The sequence below is a fragment of the Streptomyces sp. CBMA123 genome (assembly GCF_014596465.1).
Classification (GTDB): Bacteria; Actinomycetota; Actinomycetes; order Streptomycetales; family Streptomycetaceae; genus Kitasatospora.
In genome coordinates this window covers 1-21,419 of record NZ_MECK01000058.1, presented here as the reverse complement: position 1 = coordinate 21,419, position 21,419 = coordinate 1, and the positions used below count along the sequence as shown (strand labels likewise).

21 protein-coding genes are annotated in these 21,419 nt (G+C 73.0%); 12 read left to right on the top strand and 9 right to left on the bottom strand.

What is annotated here, in order from left to right:
- Nucleotides 1-471: 471 nt before the first annotated feature.
- Complete coding sequence (locus tag BG452_RS45435; protein WP_223241995.1) at nucleotides 472-693, top strand: response regulator transcription factor; 222 nt, start codon at nucleotides 472-474, stop codon at nucleotides 691-693.
- Between the two features lie 79 nt (nucleotides 694-772).
- Here BG452_RS45435 and BG452_RS09745 read toward each other — a convergent pair whose 3' ends face one another.
- Together BG452_RS09745 and BG452_RS09740 are read right to left on the bottom strand one after the other, a co-directional pair.
- On the bottom strand, nucleotides 773-2,473 hold the full coding sequence (locus BG452_RS09745; RefSeq protein WP_188303820.1) for an acyl-CoA dehydrogenase family protein: 1,701 nt from the start codon (nucleotides 2,471-2,473) through the stop codon (nucleotides 773-775).
- Between the two features lie 173 nt (nucleotides 2,474-2,646).
- Complete coding sequence (locus BG452_RS09740; protein ID WP_188303819.1) at nucleotides 2,647-3,219, bottom strand: PadR family transcriptional regulator; 573 nt, start codon at nucleotides 3,217-3,219, stop codon at nucleotides 2,647-2,649.
- A 186-nt stretch (nucleotides 3,220-3,405) separates the two neighbouring features.
- Here BG452_RS09740 and BG452_RS09735 point away from each other — a divergent pair, with 186 nt between their 5' ends.
- Entirely contained in the window at nucleotides 3,406-3,876 is a 471-nt protein-coding gene (locus BG452_RS09735; protein WP_317620970.1) for an SPW repeat protein, read from the top strand.
- A gap of 103 nt (nucleotides 3,877-3,979) precedes the next feature.
- Here BG452_RS09735 and BG452_RS09730 read toward each other — a convergent pair whose 3' ends face one another.
- Nucleotides 3,980-5,386, bottom strand: coding sequence for a class II fumarate hydratase (locus tag BG452_RS09730; RefSeq protein ID WP_188303818.1), 1,407 nt, complete (start codon nucleotides 5,384-5,386; stop codon nucleotides 3,980-3,982).
- 173 nt (nucleotides 5,387-5,559) lie between these two features.
- A complete protein-coding gene (locus BG452_RS09725; RefSeq protein ID WP_188303817.1) occupies nucleotides 5,560-6,354 on the bottom strand; it encodes a carbon-nitrogen hydrolase family protein in 795 nt (264 codons plus the stop codon).
- 128 nt (nucleotides 6,355-6,482) lie between these two features.
- Between BG452_RS09725 and BG452_RS09720 the strand changes: the two genes are divergently transcribed.
- Together BG452_RS09720 and BG452_RS09715 are read left to right on the top strand one after the other, a co-directional pair.
- Entirely contained in the window at nucleotides 6,483-6,803 is a 321-nt protein-coding gene (locus BG452_RS09720; protein WP_188303816.1) for a hypothetical protein, read from the top strand.
- 245 nt (nucleotides 6,804-7,048) lie between these two features.
- Entirely contained in the window at nucleotides 7,049-9,037 is a 1,989-nt protein-coding gene (locus BG452_RS09715) for a cholesterol oxidase substrate-binding domain-containing protein (protein ID WP_188303815.1), read from the top strand.
- 182 nt (nucleotides 9,038-9,219) lie between these two features.
- Here the strand turns inward: BG452_RS09715 and BG452_RS09710 are convergent, their stop codons facing one another.
- The gene (locus BG452_RS09710) at nucleotides 9,220-9,810 is read right to left on the bottom strand and encodes a helix-turn-helix domain-containing protein (RefSeq protein ID WP_188303814.1); all 591 of its coding nucleotides are present in this window, start codon (nucleotides 9,808-9,810) and stop codon (nucleotides 9,220-9,222) included.
- A gap of 198 nt (nucleotides 9,811-10,008) precedes the next feature.
- On the opposite strand from BG452_RS09710, the gene BG452_RS09705 reads away from it, so the two are divergent.
- Nucleotides 10,009-10,800: an AzlC family ABC transporter permease gene (locus BG452_RS09705; RefSeq protein WP_188303813.1), complete on the top strand. Its 792-nt coding sequence runs from the start codon at nucleotides 10,009-10,011 to the stop codon at nucleotides 10,798-10,800.
- Nucleotides 10,800-11,108: an AzlD domain-containing protein gene (locus BG452_RS09700; protein WP_411292917.1), complete on the top strand. Its 309-nt coding sequence runs from the start codon at nucleotides 10,800-10,802 to the stop codon at nucleotides 11,106-11,108. The genes BG452_RS09705 and BG452_RS09700 overlap by 1 nt, the downstream gene beginning before the upstream one ends.
- Before the next feature lie 93 nt (nucleotides 11,109-11,201).
- On the opposite strand, the gene BG452_RS09695 is transcribed toward BG452_RS09700, so the two are convergent.
- Both BG452_RS09695 and BG452_RS09690 read right to left on the bottom strand, forming a co-directional pair.
- Entirely contained in the window at nucleotides 11,202-11,516 is a 315-nt protein-coding gene (locus BG452_RS09695; RefSeq protein WP_188303811.1) for a hypothetical protein, read from the bottom strand.
- Between the two features lie 137 nt (nucleotides 11,517-11,653).
- Nucleotides 11,654-12,193: a GNAT family N-acetyltransferase gene (locus BG452_RS09690; protein WP_188303810.1), complete on the bottom strand. Its 540-nt coding sequence runs from the start codon at nucleotides 12,191-12,193 to the stop codon at nucleotides 11,654-11,656.
- Between the two features lie 89 nt (nucleotides 12,194-12,282).
- Between BG452_RS09690 and BG452_RS09685 the strand changes: the two genes are divergently transcribed.
- From BG452_RS09685 to BG452_RS09660, 6 genes are all read left to right on the top strand, one after another.
- Nucleotides 12,283-13,461 (top strand): acyl-CoA dehydrogenase family protein, encoded by a 1,179-nt coding sequence (locus BG452_RS09685; protein ID WP_188303809.1) that lies wholly within the window; start codon nucleotides 12,283-12,285, stop codon nucleotides 13,459-13,461.
- 105 nt (nucleotides 13,462-13,566) lie between these two features.
- Entirely contained in the window at nucleotides 13,567-13,944 is a 378-nt protein-coding gene (locus BG452_RS09680) for an ADP-ribosylation/crystallin J1 (RefSeq protein WP_188303808.1), read from the top strand.
- Between the two features lie 98 nt (nucleotides 13,945-14,042).
- Nucleotides 14,043-14,813 (top strand): ATP-grasp domain-containing protein, encoded by a 771-nt coding sequence (locus tag BG452_RS09675; protein ID WP_411292916.1) that lies wholly within the window; start codon nucleotides 14,043-14,045, stop codon nucleotides 14,811-14,813.
- 180 nt (nucleotides 14,814-14,993) lie between these two features.
- Complete coding sequence (locus tag BG452_RS09670) at nucleotides 14,994-15,872, top strand: alkaline phosphatase family protein (protein ID WP_188303807.1); 879 nt, start codon at nucleotides 14,994-14,996, stop codon at nucleotides 15,870-15,872.
- Between the two features lie 393 nt (nucleotides 15,873-16,265).
- On the top strand, nucleotides 16,266-16,748 hold the full coding sequence (locus tag BG452_RS09665; protein ID WP_188303806.1) for a hypothetical protein: 483 nt from the start codon (nucleotides 16,266-16,268) through the stop codon (nucleotides 16,746-16,748).
- Nucleotides 16,749-16,968: 220 nt separating this feature from the next.
- On the top strand, nucleotides 16,969-18,261 hold the full coding sequence (locus BG452_RS09660) for a multidrug effflux MFS transporter (protein WP_223241994.1): 1,293 nt from the start codon (nucleotides 16,969-16,971) through the stop codon (nucleotides 18,259-18,261).
- A 123-nt stretch (nucleotides 18,262-18,384) separates the two neighbouring features.
- On the opposite strand, the gene BG452_RS09655 is transcribed toward BG452_RS09660, so the two are convergent.
- Both BG452_RS09655 and BG452_RS09650 read right to left on the bottom strand, forming a co-directional pair.
- Complete coding sequence (locus tag BG452_RS09655; protein ID WP_188303805.1) at nucleotides 18,385-20,439, bottom strand: glycosyl hydrolase family 18 protein; 2,055 nt, start codon at nucleotides 20,437-20,439, stop codon at nucleotides 18,385-18,387.
- A gap of 618 nt (nucleotides 20,440-21,057) precedes the next feature.
- The coding region (locus BG452_RS09650; RefSeq protein ID WP_188303804.1) for a hypothetical protein at nucleotides 21,058-21,419 on the bottom strand (362 nt) is incomplete at its 5' end.

Below are 21,419 nucleotides of genomic sequence, written 5' to 3'. Positions count from 1 at the left end.
ACCGGCACCCCGCCGCGGGGCAGGGCGACCACCACGGTGCCGGGGCCGGCGAGCCGAGCGAGGCGGGCGGCCAGCCGGCGGCCGGCGTCGGTGCGGTCGGTGAAGTGGGTTCCGGTGACGTGCATTTCACGGCCTCCGGTTCCACCGTACGCCGCTCCCGGCGGGCCGGTCCCGGGCGTCTCCCGCCTGCCGCCCAGCGCCCCTCCCGGCCACCTCCCGGGGCCTCCCGGGACGTGGCCGGGACCTGGGCGCTCGCGCGGCCGGGACGGGCCGGGACGCGGGTGGGCGCACGACCGGGACCGGGACGGGACGCAACCTGCTCGCCGCGCTCCAGGCGGGCGCCCGCGGCTACCTGGTCAAGGGCGCCGGGCGGGAGGAGGTGCTGCACGCGGTCCGCACGGTCGCGGCGGGCGGCGCGGTGTTCGGCGGCGAGGTCGCCGGGCGGATCACCGCCTGCTGGCCGGGGCGAAGATGCGCGAGGCCGGGCAGCTCTTCCCCGACCTGACCGCGCGCGAGGCCGAGGTGCTGGACCTGGTGGCGCGCGGCCACGACAACCGGCGGATCGCCCGGGAGCTGGTGGTCGCGGAGAAGACCGTCCGCAACCACGTCACCCACATCTTCGAGAAGCTGCACGTGGCCACCCGCGCCGAGGCGGTCGCCCGGGCCCGCGACATGGGCCTCGGCGACGGCTGACGCCGTTCCCCGAAGAGGTGATCCGGGGGTGCCGGTCCGCCGACCGGCACCCCCGGAGTCCTGTGTGTCCTTCCCGGCCTTACGGCTGCATCTCGTACGCGCCGGAGAGCGCCTCGACCCGGGCCCACACCTTCGCGGCGCGCTCGGCGTCCGCCACCGGGCGGCGCACGTTGGCCAGCGCCCAGGCGGCCTGCTCCTCGGTGGCGGAGGCCTTGCCGTGCAGCTCGGTCGCGTGCGCGGAGAAGTCGCGGACCAGCGCGTCGAAGACCTGGTCCAGGACGTCCGCGTCGAGCCCGGTCAGCTCGGCCTGCTCCAGCACCAGCTGGCCGTAGACGATCAGCGCGAACAGCTGGCCGATCTCCAGCAGGAAGTCCAGGTCGGCCTGCTGCTCCTTGCTCGGCGCGTGCTTGAGCAGCAGCTCGCAGAAGCCGTCGGCCTGCTCGCGGAAGCGGGCGACGTTCGGCAGCTGGGCGTGCCGGTCGTAGGCGGCGCGCCAGTCGTGGAAGCGGATCGCGCCGAGGCCGCGGGCCGGGCCCTGCCGGAACAGGAAGGCGTCGTCGGCGGCGTCCCGCCGGGTCGGCACCGGCGCGTAGTCGGCGGGCGCGAACAGGTAGTTGCCCATGAACTTGAGGATCAGCGCCAGGTTGACGTGGACGGTGCCCTCCAGCTTCGGCAGGCCGCGGATGTCCTTGGCGGCCTTGTCGAAGTAGGTGTCCGCCTCGAAGCCCTTGGCCGCGATGACGTCCCACATCAGGTCGATGACCTTCTCGCCCTCGGTGGTGACCTTCATCTTGGTCATCGGGTTGAACAGCAGGTAGCGGCGGTCCTCGGCGGAGGCGGTACGGAAGTAGTCCACGGCCCGCGCGCTGAACAGCTTCATCGCCACCAGGCGGGCGTACGCGTCGGTCAGCTCCCGTCGCACGTGCGGGAAGTCGGTGACCTTGCGGCCGTACAGCACCCGGTTGTGGGCGTGCGTGACGGCCTCGTACATCGCGTGCTCGCAGATGCCGACGGAGGCGGTGCAGAGGTTGAACTTGCCGACGTTGACGGTGTTCAGCGCGGCGTCGAAGGCGGCCTGCCCGGTGTGCAGCACGTCCTCGGCCCGCACCGGGTAGTCCTCCAGGCGGAACTCGCTGACGTACATCTGGGCGTTCACCACGTTCTTGACCAGGTGGTACGCCTCGTGGCGGCTGTCGGCGGCGAAGAAGACGTAGCCCTCCGGGCCCTCGACGTCCGAGCGGCGCCCGAAGACCGAGACCAGGCCGGCCACGTTGCCGTTGCCGATGTAGTACTTGGGGCCGGTGGCGGTGAAGCCGCCCTCGCCGTCCGGGGTGAGGATCATGTCGGTGGAGTAGATGTCGGCGCCGTGGGTGCGCTCGGACAGGCCGAACGCCATCACGTGGCCCTCGGCGAGGAGCTTGGCGGCGCGGGCCCGGACGGCCTCGTTCTCGCTCTGCCAGACCGGGCCGAGGCCCAGGATGGTGACCTGCCAGGTGTACCAGTAGCCGAGGCCGTAGAAGCCGAGGATCTCGTTCAGCTCGGCGATCCGCGCGGTGTCCCAGCGCTTCTCGGGGTCGGCCGCGGACGGGGTCAGGAACTCCGCGAACAGGCCTTCCCGCGCGGCGAATTCGAGGAAGTCGCCGTACCAGGCGCGGTCGATGTAGGTGTCGATGAGCGCCTTCTTGCCGCGGGACTCGAACCAGTCGACGGTCGCGCGCAGCAGCCGACGGGTCGGCTCGTCGAACTGCGCGGGGTCGTAGGTGCGCGGGTTGAAGAGCATCAGGGGCTCCCTGGGGGTCGAGGGGGTGAGGGCTCGGCGGGGGTTCGGCGGCCGGGGGCCGGTGAACGGCTTTCAGCGAACAGGGTTCAGCGGACAGCTTTCAGATGACAGATGTCAGATGACAGATTTCAGACTCTGTCATCTGAAAGGTGTCGTCCGTCGGCTGTCACCTGTCATCTGTCGTCCGTCTTCCGGTCCCGTCCGTCGTCCGCGAGCCGGCGCAGGGTGGCGAGCACGTCGTCCAGCCAGGCGAGGGTCATCCGTTCGAACTCGATGCCGCCGCGCAGCACAACGTGCTGGAGTTCCTGTCGGGTGTCCAGTGCGGTGAGGTCGGGGAAGTCCCGCTGCTCGCCGTGCAGGTAGCGGGCGAGCAGGGCGGCGTGGCTCTCGCGGTGCCGCTCGACCTCGGAGATCAGCGCGGCCGGGTCGTCGAAGGCGGCGGCCCGGATCTTGACCGCGAGCTCGTGCCGCACGGTCTCCGGTTCGACCGGTTCGCGCAGCCAGCCGGCCAGCGCGGCTCGTCCGGGCCCGGACGCCGAGTACACCTTCTTGTCCGGGCGGCCGTCCTGCGCGACCTCCTCGGCGGCCACCCAGCCGTCCGCCTCCATCCGCCGCAGCACCCGGTAGATCTGCTGGTGGGTGGCGGTCCAGAAGCGTCCGATGGAGCGGTCGAAGCGCCGGGCCAGTTCGTACCCGGAGCCGGGCTGCTCCAGCAGCGAGACGAGGATCGCGTGCTCCAGTGCCATGCCCGCATCCTGCTATGCAACGAGTTGCATAGGCAATGGACCACCGGAGTGTTGAGACACAGGTCACCGGCGTGACCGGATGGTTATCGGTCATTCCGGACTATCGGGTGCAAAACCTTGGAGAAGCGCCAGAATGGGTACGGGGCTTGCCCCTTCCATGGTCCGGAACCACAGGAGGTGGTATCGGTGGCAACCCATATCCCGACGGGCATGGAGCACCACCCGGACATCGTCGAACTCCGGGAACACTACGAGCGGGTCACCACGACCCCCCGCGCCCAGGGCATCGAAGCCCTGGCCGTCCTGGCCGGTCTCTTCCTGGCGGCATCGCCTTGGATCGTCGGCTTCACCGCGTTCAGCACCCTGACCGTGACCTGCCTGATCGTGGGTCTGGCCTACACCGCGCTGATGGCCGGCTACGGCTCGGCCTACGAGCGCACCCACGCGAGGGCTTGGGCCGCCGCCGCGCTCGGTGTCTGGACGATCATCTCTCCCTGGGCCGTCTCCGGGTCCGTCGCGCACGGCAAGAACATCGTCACCTGCGTCATCGTCGGTGCCGTGATGTTCCTGCTGGGCCTCGCGGCGATCTCGATGGCCACGATCACGTCGAACGGAGCAGCGATGCGGCTCGGCCGGGCCGGCCGCGCCAAGGGCTGACCTTCCCCGCAGCCCGCGTCCGGGGCACGGAGGGCACGCGAGTGCCCGCCGCGCCCCGGCGCACGTCCGGCTGGGGTGCCCGTCCGGCCGGGGGCAGGTCCGGCTAGGGGTGCGTCATCCGCAGCACGTCCAGCGCCCGGTCCAGCTGCTCCTCGGTGAGCGCGCCCCGCTCGACGTACCCGCGCTCCAGCACCACCTGACGGATGGTCTTCCGCTCGGCCAGCGCCTGCTTGGCGACCTTCGCCGCCTCCTCGTACCCGATGTACCGGTTCAGCGGCGTCACCACCGAGGGCGAGGACTCCGCGTACTCACGGGCCCGCTCCACGTTCGCGGTGATGCCGTCCACCGTCCGGTCCGCCAGCAGCCGGGCGCTGTTGGCCAGCAGCCGCACCGACTCCAGCACATTGCGGGCGATCACCGGGAGCATCACGTTGAGCTCGAAGTTGCCGCTGGCGCCGGCCAGCGTCACCGTCGCGTCGTTGCCCACCACCTGGGCGGCGACCATCAGCACCACCTCGGGCAGCACCGGGTTCACCTTGCCCGGCATGATCGACGAACCGGGCTGCAGGTCCGGCAGGTTGATCTCGCCCAGGCCGGTGCGCGGGCCGGAGCCCATCCACCGCAGGTCGTTCGCGATCTTCGTGAACCCGACCGCCACCGTGCGCAGTTGGCCGCTCAGCTCGACCAGCGCGTCCCGCGCGCCCTGCGCCTCGAAGTGGTCGCGGGCCTCGGTCAGCGGCAGCCCGGTGGCGCGGGTCACCTCCTCGATGACGGCCGCCGGGAAGCCGGGCGGGGTGTTGATGCCGGTGCCCACCGCCGTTCCGCCGAGCGGCAGTTCGGCGACCCGGGGGAGGGTGGCCAGCAGCCGCTCCCGGCCGTGCCGCACCTGCGCCGCGTAGCCGCCGAACTCCTGGCCGAGGGTGACGGGCGTGGCGTCCATCAGGTGGGTGCGGCCCGACTTGACCACCTGCGCGAACTCCACGGACTTGCGCTCCAGCGCCTCTGCCAGGTGCTCCAGCGCCGGGATCAGGTCGTGGGTGACGGCGGCGGTGGCGGCGATGTGGATCGAGGACGGGAACACGTCGTTGGACGACTGGCTAGCGTTCACCTGGTCGTTCGGGTGGACCGGCCGCCCCAGCCGCTCGCCGGCCAGGGTGGCGATCACCTCGTTGGCGTTCATGTTGGACGAGGTGCCCGATCCGGTCTGGAAGACGTCCACCGGGAACTCGGCGTCCCAGCGGCCCTCCGCGACCTCCTCGGCCGCCGCCGCGATCGCCCCGGCCGTCTCCTCGTCCAGCACCCCGAGCCGGGCGTTCACCCGCGCCGCGGCCGCCTTGATCCGGGCCAGGGCGGCGATGTGCGCACGCTCCAGCCGCTGGCCGGACACCGGGAAGTTCTCCACCGCCCGCTGCGTCTGCGCCTGCCACTTCGCGGCGGCCGGCACCCGGACCTCGCCCATCGAGTCGTGCTCGACCCGGTACTCCTGCGGCTTCTCCCGCTGGTCACCCATCGCGCGCTGTACCTCCTGTACGGGCCCGATCGCCCGGTCACCGGTGTTCCGATCACGACAGCCGCGCGCGGGCCCCGGGTATTTCCACCCGGGGCCCGCGATCCGCCGGGCGTCGCTCGGCGGCCCGGTTGCGGGGTGGGCGGGGCTGGAGGCGGGGCTTAGGGGGGCGGGGCTCAGGGGCGGGGCTGGAGGCGGGGCAGCTCGGCGCGGAGCAGCCCGCCGGCCTCGGCACCGAGCTGACCGACCACCGTGCCGTCCGGCGCCCACACCCCAGAGCGGCCCGAGGTCTCCGGGAACTCGCCGCTGGCCCCGGCGCTGGTGGACAGCACGCCCCAGACCCGGTGCGCCGTGGTCCGCTCCCGCAGGTGCCCGGCGAGCCGCTCGGCCTGCGCGGGGCCCGGGCCGTACAGGGTGGAGGCGACGTAGGCGTCGATGCCGAGCGCGGCGGTCTCCTCGGCGTGCGTCGGGTCGGCGGCGTCGGCGCAGACCGCGAGGCCGAGCCGCAAGCCGTCCAGCTCCAGCACGAAGGGCTTCTCGCCCGGGGTGAAGCGGTCGAGTTCGGGGCCGTGCAGGCGCATCTTCCGGTAGACGACCGCGGCGCCCTCGCCGGTGACCGCCAGGGTGGCGATGGACTCGCGCCCGTCGGCCTCCGCGACCGGCGCGCCGACCAGCGCGAGGGCGCCGGTGGCGGCGCAGGCCTCGACCAGCGGGGCGAGCCGCCGGTCCGCCGGGTCGACGGCGGCGGCGGTCAGGTCGTAGCCGGTCAGGGACAGCTCGGGGAACACCACCAGGCGGGTGCCCGCCGCCCGGACGGCCTCGGCGTGCCGTCCGACGTTGACGTCCAGGGTGTCCGCGTGGCCGGGGGCGGCGCAGACGGGCTGGGCCACGGCGACGGTGACGGCGCCAGTGGCGGTACCGGCGGCTGCGTCGGTCGGGTCGGTGGCGGTCGGCGGCACGGACGAGGGCATGGTGGGGCCTCCGGTCGGGGTGGGGGCGGTCACGGTCAACCTATGCGCCTGCCGAACGGCCGGGCAACAGCCCGCCGTCCCCCGTGGCCACGCTGGACGGCCACCCGGCCGGGCCCCACCATGACGGCATGACCAGCAACGACGCCGACGCCCGCTCCGAGGCGATCGCCGTGGAACTGGCGCCGCGCGGCGCCCACCGCTCCCGGATGTTCGGCATGCCCTGCCTGAAGGACGTCAACGGCAAGGCCTTCGCCGGGCTGCGCGGGAACGAACTGGTCTGCCGGCTCGGCCGCGACTCGGCGGAGCACGCCGAGGCGCCCGCCCTGGCGGGGGCACACCTGTCCGACCTGGCGGGCGGGCGTCCGATGAAGGACCGGGCCTGCCTGCCCGGCACGGCGGCCGACCGCCGGCAGCGCTGTGCGGAGGCCGCCCTCGCCGCGCAGCGCTGAGCCGTGCCGTACGGGGCTCGGCCGCGCCGGGCGGTTGTTCACCGCGTCGTCGCGTGCCACGTCGAGGACGGGGCTGGACGGTTCTCAGTCGTTCGCGCCATGATCACTCGAACGAGTGAGATCCCGGCTGGATCGCTTCAAACGGTCGTACGGCACTTCGTACGCTCCTGACCGGGTCGGGCGGAGACCGACCGCCCCGGAGTGCCGCGACCCGGCCCGGGGAACCGACGCAGGGGGCGGACCGGATGACCACAGCACACGACGGCCATGGCACCAGTGACACCAGTGACACATACGGCAGTGACACATACGGCGCGGCGGACGGCCGGGGGAGCGGCCGGGGCACCGCCCGAGAGTCGGGCCGGGAGTCCGCCCGGGAGCCCAGCCGCGGCCTGACCAGGCGGCGACTGCTCGGCGCCTCGGCGGCGCTCGGCGGCGCGGCCTGGCTGCTGCGCGGCACCATCGGCCCGGACAGTGCCGAGGCCGCCACGCCCGTACCGCCCGGGCTGCCCGCCGGCACCGAGCTCTACCAGCGGGTCTTCCAGAACTGGTCCGGCGAGATCCGCACCGACCAGCTGTGGACCTGCGCGCCGCGCACCCCCGAGGAGGTACCGGCCCTCGCCGACTGGGCGCACGCCAACGGCTGGCGGCTGCGCGCCACCGGCTACCGGCACACCTGGGCGCCGCTCACCGTCGCCAACGGGACCCCGGACACCGCCCGCGTCCTGCTGGTGGACACCAACCGGTACCTCACCGCCATCACCGCCGACTCGCCCAGCACCGTCCGGGTGCAGACCGGCGCGAGCATGGAGGCGCTGCTCGTCCACCTGACCGACCGGGGCCTCGGTCTGACGGCCTGCCCGGCGCCCGGCGACCTCACCGTCGGCGGCGTGCTCGCCATCGGCGGCCACGGCACCGCCGCCCCGGCCGACGGCGAACTGCGGCCGGACGGGCACGGCTACGGCTCGGTCAGCAACCAGGTGGTCCGGCTCACCGCCGTCGTCCTGGACCCGGCCACCGGCCGCTACGGGCTGCGCACCTTCGACCGCGCCGAGGCCGACAGCGCCGCCTTCCTGGTGCACCTGGGCCGCGCCTTCCTCACCGAGGTGGTGCTGCGCGCCGGAGCCGACCGCCCGCTGCGCTGCGTCAGCCGGCTGGACATCCCGGCCAGCGACCTGTTCGCCCGCCCGGGGACCGCCACCGGCGGTGGCGGACTGCTCGGCGGACTGCTCGGCGGACTGCTGGGCGGCGGCGGTGGCCCGCGCACGCTGGCCGAGTTCGTCGAGCGCGACGGCCGGGTCGAGGCGATCTGGTTCGCCTACACCGACTACCCGTGGCTCAAGACCTGGACCGTCACCCCGAGCAAGCCGCTCGCCTCCAGGGCCGTCGACCAGCCCTACAACTACCCGTTCTCGGACAGCATTCCGGAACCGGTGGCTCGACTGGCCGGCCAAATCGTCTCCGGCGCCTGGGGATCGGCCCCGCTGTTCGGCCAACTCCAGTACCTCGTCGCCAAGGTGGCGCTCACCGGTGACCTCACCGACGTCCTGCTCTCCGGCGGACTGCTGCGCGACCTGCTCACCGGCGACCTGATCACCCACCTGCTCGCCGGCGGCCTGCGCTCCGACCTCTGGGGCCCCTCGCGCGCCCTGCTGCAGTACGTCCGGCCCACCACCCTGCGAGTCACCGCCAACGGCTACGCGATCCTCACCAAGCGTGCCGACCTGCAGTGGGTGGTCAGCGAATTCGCCGCCTACTACCGACAGTTGCTCGGGGAGTACCAGGCCCAGGGCGAGTACCCGGTGAACGGCGCGGTGGAGATCCGGGTCACCGGCCTGGACGACCCGACCTCCTCCGGCGTCCCCGGGGCCCGGCCCCCGCTGCTGTCCGCGCTGCGCCCGCGGGCGGACCGGCCGGAGTGGGACACCGCGGTGTGGCTCGACGTCCTCGCCTTCCCCGGTACGCCCGGACTGGAGCGCTTCGCCCGGGACCTGGAGCAGTGGCTGCTGCGCACCTTCGACGGCACCCGGGCGGGGATGCGGGTCGAGTGGTCCAAGGGCTGGGCCTACACCACGGACGCGGCCTGGTCCGACCAGGACCTGATCGGCCGGGTCATCCCGGACAGCCTGCGCGCCGGCGGTGGGCCCGGCTGGGACGAGGCGGTCGCCACGCTGGACCGGTACGACCCGCACCGGGTGTTCGGGAACCCTTTCCTGGACGGGCTGTTGAAGTAGCGCCGGGGCGCGCGGCGGCGGCGAACAGGTGACGGCTGACAGATGACAGATGACAGATGACAGGTAACAGATAACGGATAACAGCTGACGGCTGACAGATTTTGAAATCTGTCAGCCGTCGGGCCGTCAGCCGTTCGCCGCCGTTCCCGCCGTTCCCGCCGTTCGACGGCGGAGGCGGTCCGTCAGATGTGCTCCATCACGATCACCGCGAGGGTGTCCGGGGCCAGGGCGCGGAACACGTGCGGGGCGTCGCCCGGGTAGCTGATGTAGTCGCCCGGGCCCAGCTCGACCGGCGCCTCGCTCGGGCCGACCAGGGCTCGGCCCGACCCGATCATCACGTGTTCGACGGTGCCGGGCATGTGCGGGTCGGAGGCCCTGGTCTCGCCCGGCTGGGCCTCGATCCGGTAGATGTCCCGCCGGGCGTTCGGCGGGCAGGAGGAGAGCACCGTGGCCGCGTAGTCGGCCCGTTCGGAGTGGGTCACCGGCCCCTCTCCGGCCCGCAGCACCTTGACGGTCGGGCGCGGCGGGTCGACCAGCCGACTGAACGGCACGTTCAGCGCCACCCCGAGCGCCCAGAGCGTCTCCACGCTGGGGTTGCCCGCGCCCGACTCCAGCTGGGAGAGCGTCGACTTGGCGATGCCGGCGCGGCGGGCCAGCTCGGTCATCGACAGTCCGCCGCGCTCGCGTTCGCGCCGGATGGCCGCGGCGATCTGGCCGATCAGCTCCGTACCGGAGCCGTTGGCACCCTCGGGCCGGGGGGTCCGGTCACTCATCCTCGCCACTCACGCTTTCTCCAGGCTCCTTCGGTCGGCTTCCCGCTGCTGGTGCCGCTTGGGTTCCGGCTGGTGCCGGTCGGTGACGTTCATGCTGCCACGGCCGCCCCCGGGGGCCTCGTCGGCGAGCATCGTTCGCTGTGCCGGTCATTCTGTTCGCCTTGACGAACCGGGTGTCGCGGGTTCACTCTCATGGACATGCGTTCGCTTCTCCGAACACTCGAACATGCCACCCTGCGCGACATCGCCCTGGTCTGCCTCGCCGACGCGCTGGTCGGCGCCTCCTTCGGTGCGATCAGCGTGTCCGGAGGCCTGCCGCTCTGGGTGCCGGTGGCCCTCTCCGTCCTCGTCTTCGCGGGCGGCTCGCAGTTCGCGGCCGTCGGCGTCGTACTGTCCGGCGGCGGCGTGCTCGCGGCCGTCGCCACCGGGTTGGTGCTCAACGCCCGGCTGCTGCCCTTCGGCTTCGCCGTCGCCGACGTCCTCCAAGGCCCTTGGTGGCAGCGGCTGTTCGGAGCGCAGCTGCTCACCGACGAGAGTGCGGCCTTCGCGTTGCAGGAGAGCGAACCGCGGCGGCGCCGGGCGGTGTTCTGGATCTGCGGGGTCTCGCTGTTCGTGGTGTGGAACGTCGCGGTGCTGCTCGGCGGGCTCGCCGGCGGGCTGATCGGGGACACCGACGTGTTCGGCTTGGACGCGGCCTTCCCCGCGGTGCTGCTCGCCCTGGTGCTTCCCTCGCTCGCCGACCGCGGTACCCGTACGGCGGCGGTGGCGGGCGCGGTGGTGGCCGTCGCGGCCACGCCGTTCGTGCCGGCCGGGCTGCCCGTGCTGCTCGCCCTGGTGGGACTGTTGCTCGCCGGGCGGCCGGCGGTGGCGTCGGAGCCGGAGTCGGGGTCGGGGTCGGAGCCTGGGTCGGTGGAGCCGGGGGTTGCGGCTGAGCCGGGGGAGTCGGAGTCGGTGGTCGCCGCGGCGGCCGGGAAGGAGGACGTCCGATGATGCCCCTCTATGCGGTACTGCTGCTGGCCGTCGGGACGTACGCCTACCGCGTGGCCGGTCCGCTGCTGGGGCGCCGGCTCGCGCTCTCGGAGCGACTGCGCCACCTGCTGACGGTCGCGGCGGCGGTGCTGCTGGTTGCGCTGGTGGCGACCGGCGCGCTGACTCAGGGGCACGGCTTCTCCGGATGGGCCCGTCCGGCGGGTGTGCTGGTCGCCGGGGTCCTCGCGTGGCGCAAGGCGCCGTTCCCGCTGGTGGTCGTGGCTGCCGCGGCGACGACGGCGGTGCTGCGGCTGTGCGGGGTGGGGTGAGGGCTGACGACGGACAACTTTCAGCGAACGGATGACAGAGTTCGAAATCTGTTATCCGTTCGCTGAAAGTTGTCATCTGTCATCTGTCGGCCGTCAGTCGTCGGTCGTCAACCGCTCCGCCTGGACCTCCGGCCGCTTGCTGTCCCACAGCAGCTCCCACACCTTGAACACGCAGTGGTAGTCGCGCATGCTCCCCTGGAGGATCAGCAGGTAGGTGTCCCCGTCTCGGAGCAGCGTCTTCCGTCGGCTGCTCATCGGATGGTCCGGGGTGTAGGTCGGGACGATGCGCCGCAGCTCCGCGACGGCCTCCTCGCGGGTGCCCTCGACCTCGCCGAGCACCTTGCTGCCCCAGGTCCGGTCCCTGCCGATGCCCACCGTCTCCTCGACGACCAGCGCCCAACGCTTCATGCTCCGCCTCCCCTTCCGTGTTCCGTTCCGGCAGTCCTGTTCCGGCAGTCCTGTCCCGGTGATCCTGTCCTGGCCGGTCCGGACCGGCTGCTCCGGACCGGCTGCTCCGGACCGGCCGTTCCGCTGCGGTCCTCCCGTCAGCGCACCAGCGACTTGAAGAAGATGGTGGTCGGGTGCAGGGTGCCGGTCGGATCGGTCGCGTAGTCCGGCACCGAGCCGACCCTGGTCCAGCCCGCCGCCTCGTACATCCGCTCGGCCGGGCTGCCCGTCTCGGTGTCCAGTACCAGCAGCCGGATCCCCGACTCCGCCGCCCGCTCCTCCAGTGCCGCCAGCAGCCGCCCGGCCAGCCGGTGTCCGCGGTCCGCCGGGCGCACCATCAGCTTGGCCACCTCGCCCCGGTGCCGCCCGTTCGCCGTCGCCGCCGGCCGCAGCTGGACCGTCCCGGCGAGCCGCCCGTCGGCCGCCGCCCGGGCCGTCCACAGCACCAGCCGTCCGGCCGCGAGCTCCGGGACGAGCGCCCGCCACCACGCCGATGATTCGTCCGGCTCCAGCGGGGCGAGGAACCCGACCGAGGAGCCGCCGTCGACGGTCTCCGTCAGCAGCCCGGCGAACTCGGCCACCGAGCGCTCCAGTTCCTCGGCCGTCACCTGGTCGACCACGTACGCCGTGCTGGACATGTCGCCTTCCTCACTCGCTCCCGTCGGTCCGACGCCGGTCGGGTTGCGGAATACTCGCCGGTGTCCCGCCGAGACTACAAGGAGCTTCAATGACGAAGCCGACCCGGATCGACCCGTCCGACCTGCTCGCGGTCGGCGACCTCCTCTCCGACGAGGAGCGGCTGATCCGCGACACCGTCCGCCGGTTCACCGAGGAGCGGATCCGCCCGAACATCGGTGAGTGGTTCGAGCGCGGTGTCTTCCCGGCGCGTGAGCTCGCCCCCGAACTCGGCGCCCTCGGCGTGCTCGGCATGCACCTCGACGGTTACGGCTGCGCGGGCGCCGACGCCGTCGCGTACGGGGTCGCCTGCATGGAGCTGGAGGCGGCCGACTCGGGGCTGCGCAGCTTCGTCTCCGTCCAGGGCTCGCTCGCGATGCGCTCGATCCACGCCTTCGGCTCCGAGGAGCAGAAGCAGCGCTGGCTGCCCGGCATGGCGGCCGGTGAGCTGATCGGCTGCTTCGGCCTCACCGAGCCCGACTTCGGCTCGGACCCGGCGAACATGCGCACCCGGGCGGTCCGCAAGGGCGGCGACTGGGTGCTGTCCGGCAGCAAGATGTGGATCACCAACGGCAGCATCTCGGACGTCGCCGTGGTCTGGGCGCAGACCGAGGAGGGGGTGCGCGGCTTCCTGGTCGAGCGCGGCACCCGCGGCCTGACCGCGACCGACGTGCACGGCAAGCTCTCCCTGCGCGCCTCCGTCACCAGCGAGTTGGCCTTCGACGAGGTGGTGCTGCCCGCCGACGCGGTGCTGCCCGGCGTCACCGGTCTGCGCGGGCCGCTGTCCTCCCTCGGCGAGGCCCGCTACGGCATCCTCTGGGGCACCGTCGGCGCCGCCCGCGACTGCTACACCGCCGCCCTGGACTACGCGAAGAGCCGGATCCAGTTCGACCGTCCGATCGCCGGCTTCCAGCTGACCCAGCAGAAGCTGGTCGAGATGATGCTGGAGGTCGAGAAGGCGTACCTGGTGGCCCTGCGGATCGGCCGGTTGAAGGAGCAGGGCGCGGCCCGCCCGGCGCACATCAGCTTCGGCAAGCTCAACAACGTCCGTACCGCGCTGGAGATCGCCCGCAGCGCCCGGACCGTCCTCGGGGCCAACGGCATCACCACCGAGTACCCGGTGCTGCGGCACGCCAACAACCTGGAGTCGGTGCTCACCTACGAGGGCACCAGCGAGATTCACACCCTGGTCCTCGGCGAGGCCATCACCGGCGAGTCCGCCTACCGCTGACGGGCCGTCCACTCCCTTCCTCTCCTCTCCTCGTCCTCTCCCGTCCCTCCCGGAGCGGCGAAATCCGGTGGCCGGGTCCGTCGTGGCCCGGCTACCGTCCCCGCCATGACCAGTCAGTCCGTCCGGCAGCGGCCCCCGACCACCACCCTCTGGCGCCCCACCGGCCCGCAGGAGCTGGCCCTGGTCGAGGCCGCCGACTGGCGCGCCTGGCCGCCGCGGCTGCCCGAGCAGCCGATCTTCTACCCCGTACTGAACGAGGACTACGGGATCCGGATCGCCCGCGACTGGAACGTGCCCGCCTCCGGCGTCGGGTACGTCACCCGCTTCGAGGTGGAGACGGACTTCCTCGCCCGCTACCCGGTGCAGCGGGCCGGCGGCCGGACCATCCTTGAACTCTGGGTGTCGGCTGAGGAGTTGGCCGAGTTCAACCGGCACATCGTCGGCCGCATCGAGGTCGTCCACGAGTTCCGGCCGCAGCCGTGACGGCCGACGCGGTGACAGCCGATGCCGTGACGGCCGATGCGGTGAAAGCCGATCCCGTGGTGGCCAAGGCGGTGACGGTCGACGCGGGGAAGCCCGTCCTGCTCACCTCCGCCCAGCCCACCGGCACCACCTCCCTGCTCACCGCGGCCGCCGCCCGCCGGGGCCTGGCCACCGCCGTGCTGTCCGGCCCGGCGCAGGTCGGGCGGCTCGCCGGGCGGCCCGTCCACTGGTACGGCGGGCCCCTCGCCGCCGCCCGGATCGCGGGGCCGCTGGGGCTCGCCCTGCTGGAACCGGAGGACGACTGGCTCGCCCGGCTCCCCGAGGCGTTCACCCGCCGTCGGATCGAACTCACCACCCTGGCCGAGGCCTGGACGCTGCGCCACCCGGCCTTCGTCAAGCCGCCGGCCGACAAGTCGATCCCGCCCGCGGTCTACCCGGACGGCTCCCGGCTGCCCCGCACCGGCGAGCGGATCGGCCCGGACACCCCCGTCCTGGTCAGCGAGCCGGTGACCTTCGCCGCGGAGTACCGGCTGTTCCTGCGCGACGGCGAGGTGCTCACCGGCAGCCGGTACGCCCGCTTCGGCCGGCTCGACCCGGCGCCGCTGACCGCCGGGGCGACCGCCTTCGCCCGCCGGCTGCTGGAGGCCGTCGGGGACACCCTGCCCAGCGCCGTCGCACTGGACGTCGGCCCGATCGCCGACCCGTACGACCCGGCCGAGCACTGGGCCGTGGTCGAGGCCAACCTGCCCTGGTTCGCGAACTGCTACGCCGCGGACCCGGACCGCGTCCTGGACGTCGTCCTGCGCGCGGCGGGCCCGGCCGCCCTGCTCGCCGGGTCGGACCGCCGCTTCGTCCGGGCGACCGCCTGACGGACGGGCGCCCGCGGAAGCTCGGCCTCCGGGCGCCTCGGGCAACCGCCCGACACCTCACGGACACCTGCCGTTCGACGGCCCGACGCCGCGCGGTACGGCGGGCCGTGGAGCATGGCGCGGTCGGCGGCGCCCTCGGCGGGCGCGGCCGGGTGTGCACGACCGAAAGGAAGCTCCACCATGTCCGCAGCCCAGTGGCCCCGCCCCCGCGTCCTCGTGGTCGGGATCGACGGAGTCCGCCACGACTACCTGGCGCAGGTGCCGATGCCGCGCCTCCAGGAGGTCGCCGAGGCCGGATTCCTGGTGCCGGTGACGGTCGCGGACTCCACGCCCACCATGTCCGGACCCTGCTGGGCCACCATCGTGACCGGCGTCGAGCCCGCCAAGCACGGCGTCTGGGGCAACCACCTGGGCGGCAACCGGCTGGACGTCTTCCCCGACTTCGCCACCCGCCTCAACCGCGGCGACCGCCGCCGCACCTTCGTCGCGGCCGGCTGGGACCCGCTGATGATCAACGAGTCCGGCGGCCCGCTGTTCCGCGCTCCCGGCCGGCTCTCCTACGTGGCTCCGGCCGAGGACACCCCGGAGGCCTGGGAGGCCGTCGACGAGGAGGTCACCCGGGAGGCCGTCCACGTCCTCGGCACCGCCGACCCCGAAGCCTCCTTCGTCTACCTCGGCGCGGTGGACGAGACCGCCCACTTCCTCGGCTGCGGCGAGGAGTACCGCGCCTCGATGCGCACCGCCGACGAGCGCCTCGGCCGCCTGCTGGACGCCGTCCGCGGCCGGGAGGACTACGCCCAGGAGCAGTGGACCGTCATCGTGGTCACCGACCACGGGCACGTCGACGCCGGCGGCCACGGCGGCCGTACGGCCGAGGAGCGGACCGCCTGGGTGGCCTGCGCCGGGCACGACATCCCGGCCGGCCCGCCCGCCGGCGAGATCCGCCACCCCGACGTCGCCGCCCAGGTGTACGCCTCGCTGCTGCGTCCGATCGACCCGCACTGGACCCTCGACGGCCGCCCCTTCCCCGTCACCCGGCCGGTTCCCGCGACCGTCTGACCCACCGCCCGCAGCCGTCTGACCCACCGCCCGCGGCCGGCCGGCCGCGCTCCGCCGGTGCCCCGGGTGCAGCAGGCCGGGCTGCGGCGGAGCCCCGCTTGAGTCAGGCTCGATCGAGGCTCGGGACGTACCCGAACCCGGCGTGTCAGCCCGAGCGCCGGACGGCGTACGTCCGGGGCCGGGCCCATGGACATACGCCTGAAGGTGGAGACGGTACCCCGTGGGTTGGATGCAAGAACGCGACCTCGTGGTGACGCTCAGGCAGGACGGCCCGGGCCACCATGGATACACCCGGCCGGCGGACCGCTCAGCCCGGACGGGGCACGGGCGGACCGGCCACGGTCCCGTCCGCACCGGACGCATCGGCAACGCACACGGAGAGGGCAGTCAGGCATGAAGGGCATCGTGAGCAAGGTCGCGCTGGGAGTCGCGGGCACCGGCATGGCCGTCGCCGTGGTCGTCGTGGCGATCGGCCCGCGCGTGTCCGAGTGGTACGACGGGCGCCACCAGGAGCAGGTCTCGTACGACAGCGGCTCGCAGGCCAAGGCCGAGCGCCGCTCGATGCCCACCTGGCTGCCCGACAACGCCTCCTCGGTCAGGTACCTGATGTCCACCACGGGCGACGACCGGCTGCTGCGGGCCACCCTCCCCGAGGGTCGGCTGCCCGTCGGCTGCAGCGTCGGCCTGCCGGGCAAGGGCCAGCACCCGGTGCCGGTCTCGCTCAAGGCGGGCTGGTTCCCGGAGGGCATCGCGGCCAAGGCCACCGGCACCTGCGGGCACTACAATGTGACGCTCACCGGCAACCAGCTCTACGCGTGGCAGGACGGCGCGACGCTGCAGGCGGCCCTCCGGGCCGAGCACGTCGCCAAGCACTGAGGGTGCTGACCGGGCGCTGATCCCGGATCAGCCGTCCTGACCAGGGAACGAACGGCCCGCCGGGCACCGGAAGGTGCGGGCGGGCCGTCGTCGTGCGCGTGCTGTGGATCGGCCGGTGGGCGGATCCGTCCCCGTGTACCCCTGCCGTCGTCACGCCCGCCGGGCTGCGATAGGACGGATCGCGAACGAACCCCATGACACCGCGTCCGTTAGGAGAGCCATGCCCGGCCCGACCGTCGGTCCGACCGACGACATGTCGACCGCTCCCGCCCCAGCAACCGGCACGGCACCGGCCGTCGGCCCGACGGCCGCTGTCGGCCGGGCCACCATCGCCGTCCTCGGCGGTCTCACCGCGCTCGGTCCGCTCACCACCGACCTCTACCTCCCCGGCTTGCCCGCGATCGCCGACGACCTCGTCGCCGAACCGGCGGCCGTCCAGCTCACCCTGACCTTCTCGATGTTCGGGGTCGCGGCCGGGCAGCTGCTCTTCGGGCCGCTCAGCGACCGCTTCGGACGCCGCCCGCCGCTGCTCGCCGGGCTGGTCGTCTACACCCTGGCCAGCGTGGTGTGCGTGCTCGCGCCGAACCTCACGGTGCTGATCGCGGCCCGCTTCGTCCAGGGCGTCGCCGGGTCGGCGGGGCTGGTGATCGGACGCGCCGTCGCCCGGGACCGCTTCCAGGGCGTCGCGATGCTGCGCTTCCTCGCCTCGATCGCGCTGATATCCGGGCTGGCACCGATCCTCGCCCCGGTCATCGGGGCACAGCTGATGCGGTTCACCTCCTGGCGCGGCACCTTCGGGGCGCTCACGGGGCTCGGACTGCTGCTCACCCTGGCCGCCTTCGGGGCACTGCGCGAGAGCCTGCCACCGCAGGCCCGGGTGGGCGGCGGGGTGGGCGCGGCGCTGCGCACCATCGGTCGGCTGCTGCGCCATCTGCCCTTCCTGGGGCTGGCGTTGACCAGCTCGCTGGCGTTCGGCGCGCTGTTCGGGTACATCAGCGGGTCGTCCACGGTGCTGCAGCACGTGTACCAGGTCTCGCCGCAGACCTACAGCCTGCTGTTCGGGCTGAACTCGCTGTCCATCGTGGTGATGACCCAGCTGAACGGGCGGGTACTGGCGCCGCGCTTCGCGGCGCGGTCGCTGATGCTGGCCGGGCTCGGGACGGCGGTCGCGGCCGGGGTGGCGCTGGTGCTGCTGACGACGGTGTGGGACTTCGGGCTGGCCGGGTTCTGTCCGCCGTTGTTCGTCCTGATGGGCAGCCTCGGGGTGGTGCTGCCGAACACGGCGGCGCAGGCGCTGAGTCTGGTCGAGCCGCAGTCGGCGGGGACGGCCTCGGCGCTGCTGGGGACGGGCAACTTCCTGTGCGGCGCGGTGGTCGCACCGCTGAGCAGCATCGGCGGACGGCCGTCGGCGACGCTGCTGGCGCTGGTGGTCCTGGGCTGCGGGGTGCTGGCGTTGGCGGCGTACGTGGCGCTTTGCCGGCCGGGGCGGTTGCGGGAGGCGGCTGACAGCTGACAGCTGACGGTAAACGGATGACAGCTGACAGATGATGAAATCTGTCAGCTGTCAGCTGTCAGCTGTCAGCTGTTAGCTGTTGGCTGTGATCTGTCAGCCGCTACCTGTCGGCTGTCACCGCCGTCAGGCGATCGAGAAGTCGTCCCCGTACACGCCGCCCTGCCCGTACCAGCCGTGCAGGTACACCGTGACGCTGCCGGTGGCGTCGGTGGTGAAGGGGACGGACAGCTTGGTCCAGCCCGAGGCGTTGGCCCAGGTGCTGGCGGTGGCACCGCCGCTGACGCCCAGGTAGGCGTAGTTGCCCTGCACCCAGCCGCTCAGCGTGTAGCCGGTGTTGGGCTTCAGCTTCACGGTCTGCGAGCACTCGCCGGTCTGGCTCGCGGAGGCCGCGGCCTGGAGCGCGTACGAGCCGGAGTGCACCGGGGTGCTCACGACGCCGCCGCCGCTCTGGCAGGTCCACGGGGCCGGGCTGCCGGTCTCCAGGTCGCCGTTGACCAGACCGGTCGACGGAGCCGTCCCGGTGACGGTCAGCGAGTACGTCGCGGTGTGGGTGCCGGAGGGCGCGGTGGCGGTCACGGTCAGCGGGTAGGTGCCCGCTGCGGCGGCCGAGGTGGTGGCGATGTTCAGGGTGGCGCCGTTGCCGGCGGTGACGCTGCCGGGGGTGACGGTGGCGGTGACGCCGGCCGGGGCGCCGCTGACCGAGAGGTTGACGCTCTGCGCCGAGCCGGCCGTGACGGCCGTCGCGATGGCTGCCGAAGAGGACGAACCGGCGGCAACCGTACCGGAGTTCGGGTTGACGGCGACCGAGAAGTCGTTGCCGGGCTGGTTGCCCGTGACGTTCAGGGTGAAGACGCCGGTGTGGCTGCCGGAGGCCGCGCTGCCGGTGACCGTCAGCGGGTAACTCCCCGGCGCCACCGAGGAGGTGGTGGTGACGTTCAGGGTGGCGCCGTTGCCGGCGGTGACGCTGCCGGGGGTGACGGTCGCGGTGACGCCGGCCGGGGCGCCGCTGACCGAGAGGCTGACGCTCTGCGCCGAGCCGGCCGTGACGGCCGTCGCGATGGCCGCCGAGGTCGACGAACCCGCCTTCACGGTGGCGGAGTTCGGGTTCACCGCGACCGAGAAGTCGTTGGTCACCGTCGAGCCGCTGGTGAACGGCGCGAACACGTGGGTGAAGTCCCAGGTGTTCTGGGCGATGCCCGAGCAGGAGTCGTCCCCGGCCTTGCCCGCACAGCCGCCGTTGTCGCGCTGGAGCGCCCAGAGCGACAGCGTGTTGATGCCCTTCGACACCGCCCAGTTGTACACGGTGGTGGCGTTGGCCACGGTGAAGGTCTCGGCCGCGCCGTAGTCGTCGATGCCGACCATCTCGGTGATGCCGATCGAACCCCACAGCTGCGCTGGGGACTTGGCCGGGTAGAGCTGGGCCAGCTGGTTGTACAGGCCCTGCGCCGAGGTCTGGGTGTCGGCCGCCATGTCGTGGGTGGCGCCGTCGTAGTAGTCGAAGGTCATCATGTTGACGACGTCGATCCGGGCGTTGTTGCTGACCGCGTTCCGCAGTACCGCGAGGCCGTTGTCGGCCAGCCCGCCGGTGGTGGTCGGCAGGGTGTAGGAGAACCGGACGCTGCGCCCGTTGGCGGCGGCCCAGTCCTGCACGGCCTTGATCGCCTTGTTGCGGCGGTCGATGCCGGCCGTGTTGGTCAGCGAGTTGTCCTCGATGTCGAGGTCGATCCGGCTGATGTCGTAGGTGGTGATCAGGTTCTCGTAGGCGGCCGCGATCTGGTTGACGTCGGTGCAGCTGTCGGCCAGTTCGGTGCCGGTGTTGTCGGCGGTGTAGCCGCCGAAGGAGGGGATCACGTCCCCGCCGTTGGCGCGGATGGTTGCGATGTCGGCGCCGAAGGTCGAGGAGGAGACCGGCTTGGAGGTGTCGCCGTTCCAGTACGGGGTGCAGGAGCCCTTGGTGGCGGCCTGCAGGAAGGCCATCGTCAGGTACTTGGCGCCGGACTGCGCGGCCAGGGTGGCGGGGCTCTGGCCGGTCCAGGACTCGAAGTAGGGCGCGAAGACCCGGCTGGGGAGCGGGGTCGCGGCCTGGGCGGAGCCCGTCCCGGCGGCGACCAGACCGGCCGAGGCGGCCAGGGTCGCGCAGGCCGTCAGCGCGGCCTGGAGGGTTCTGCGAAGACGCATGGATTCTCCAACAGACTTGGTGGGGCAGGACGTTGGGGAGACGCGGAACGGCCCGGGGCGTCGACGGCGGTGTGGGGCCGGCCGGGTGGGCGCCTGGGGTCGGGGCGTTCAGCGCGGGGCGTTCGGTACGGGGTGTTCGGTACGGGGTTGTGCAGTACGGAGTGTTCGGTGCGGGGGCGTGCGGAACCCACCGGCTCGCGCGGAGGCGGGTGACGGTGCGAAGGTGCGCACGCCGTACGGGGTGGGGGTGGATTGGAGCAGGGCAGGGCAGTGCCTCAGCCGCCGGTGGTCACACCCCCACAGTGCATCCCGGTCGGATCGACATGCTTATGTTTGGACTAGACCACTTGTCTGTCAAGAGACCTGACAGTTCGCCGGCGGACGGCCCGGGCCGCTGAAGCGAAGTGATCGGCGACCGCGGCGCGGTGGGCTGCGGTGGGCTGCGGTGGGCTGCGGTGGTCGAGGTGTCAGGCGGTGCGCCGGGCGGCGCGGCTCGGAACGCCGAGCGCTCGGCGGAGGCCATACGGACGCCGGTGGCCGCGCACCCGGCGGGCGGGGCGCGGCCACGGCTGCCCGGAGCTCAGGACACCGGGCGGTTCGGGGTGGGGCGGGGCGGCGTCAGCGTGCCGGCGGGCAGAGGGTGGCGCGCAGCGCGTCGTCGATCTTCGCGGCGGTGTCCGGCCCGAAGCCCTGCGGGTGGTCGGGCGAGGTGAAGTACTGGCTAGCCAGCTCGGCCAGCTTCGCCTTGTCCTTGGGGTGCTGGTACATCGCCTGGCACTGCTTGCGGGCCTGCTCCACCACCTGGTCGGGCTTGCCGCCGACGATGGCCGGGTCGATCGCGGTCAGCGCGGCGACCACCTTGCCGGTCAGGTCGGCGTCCGGCTTGGCGGGCAGTCCGGCGTCGGCCGGCGGTGCGGGCTTGGGCGGGGCCGAGCCCTCGGCGCCGGGGGCCGAAGCGGAGGCGGGGGCCTCGGGCGCGG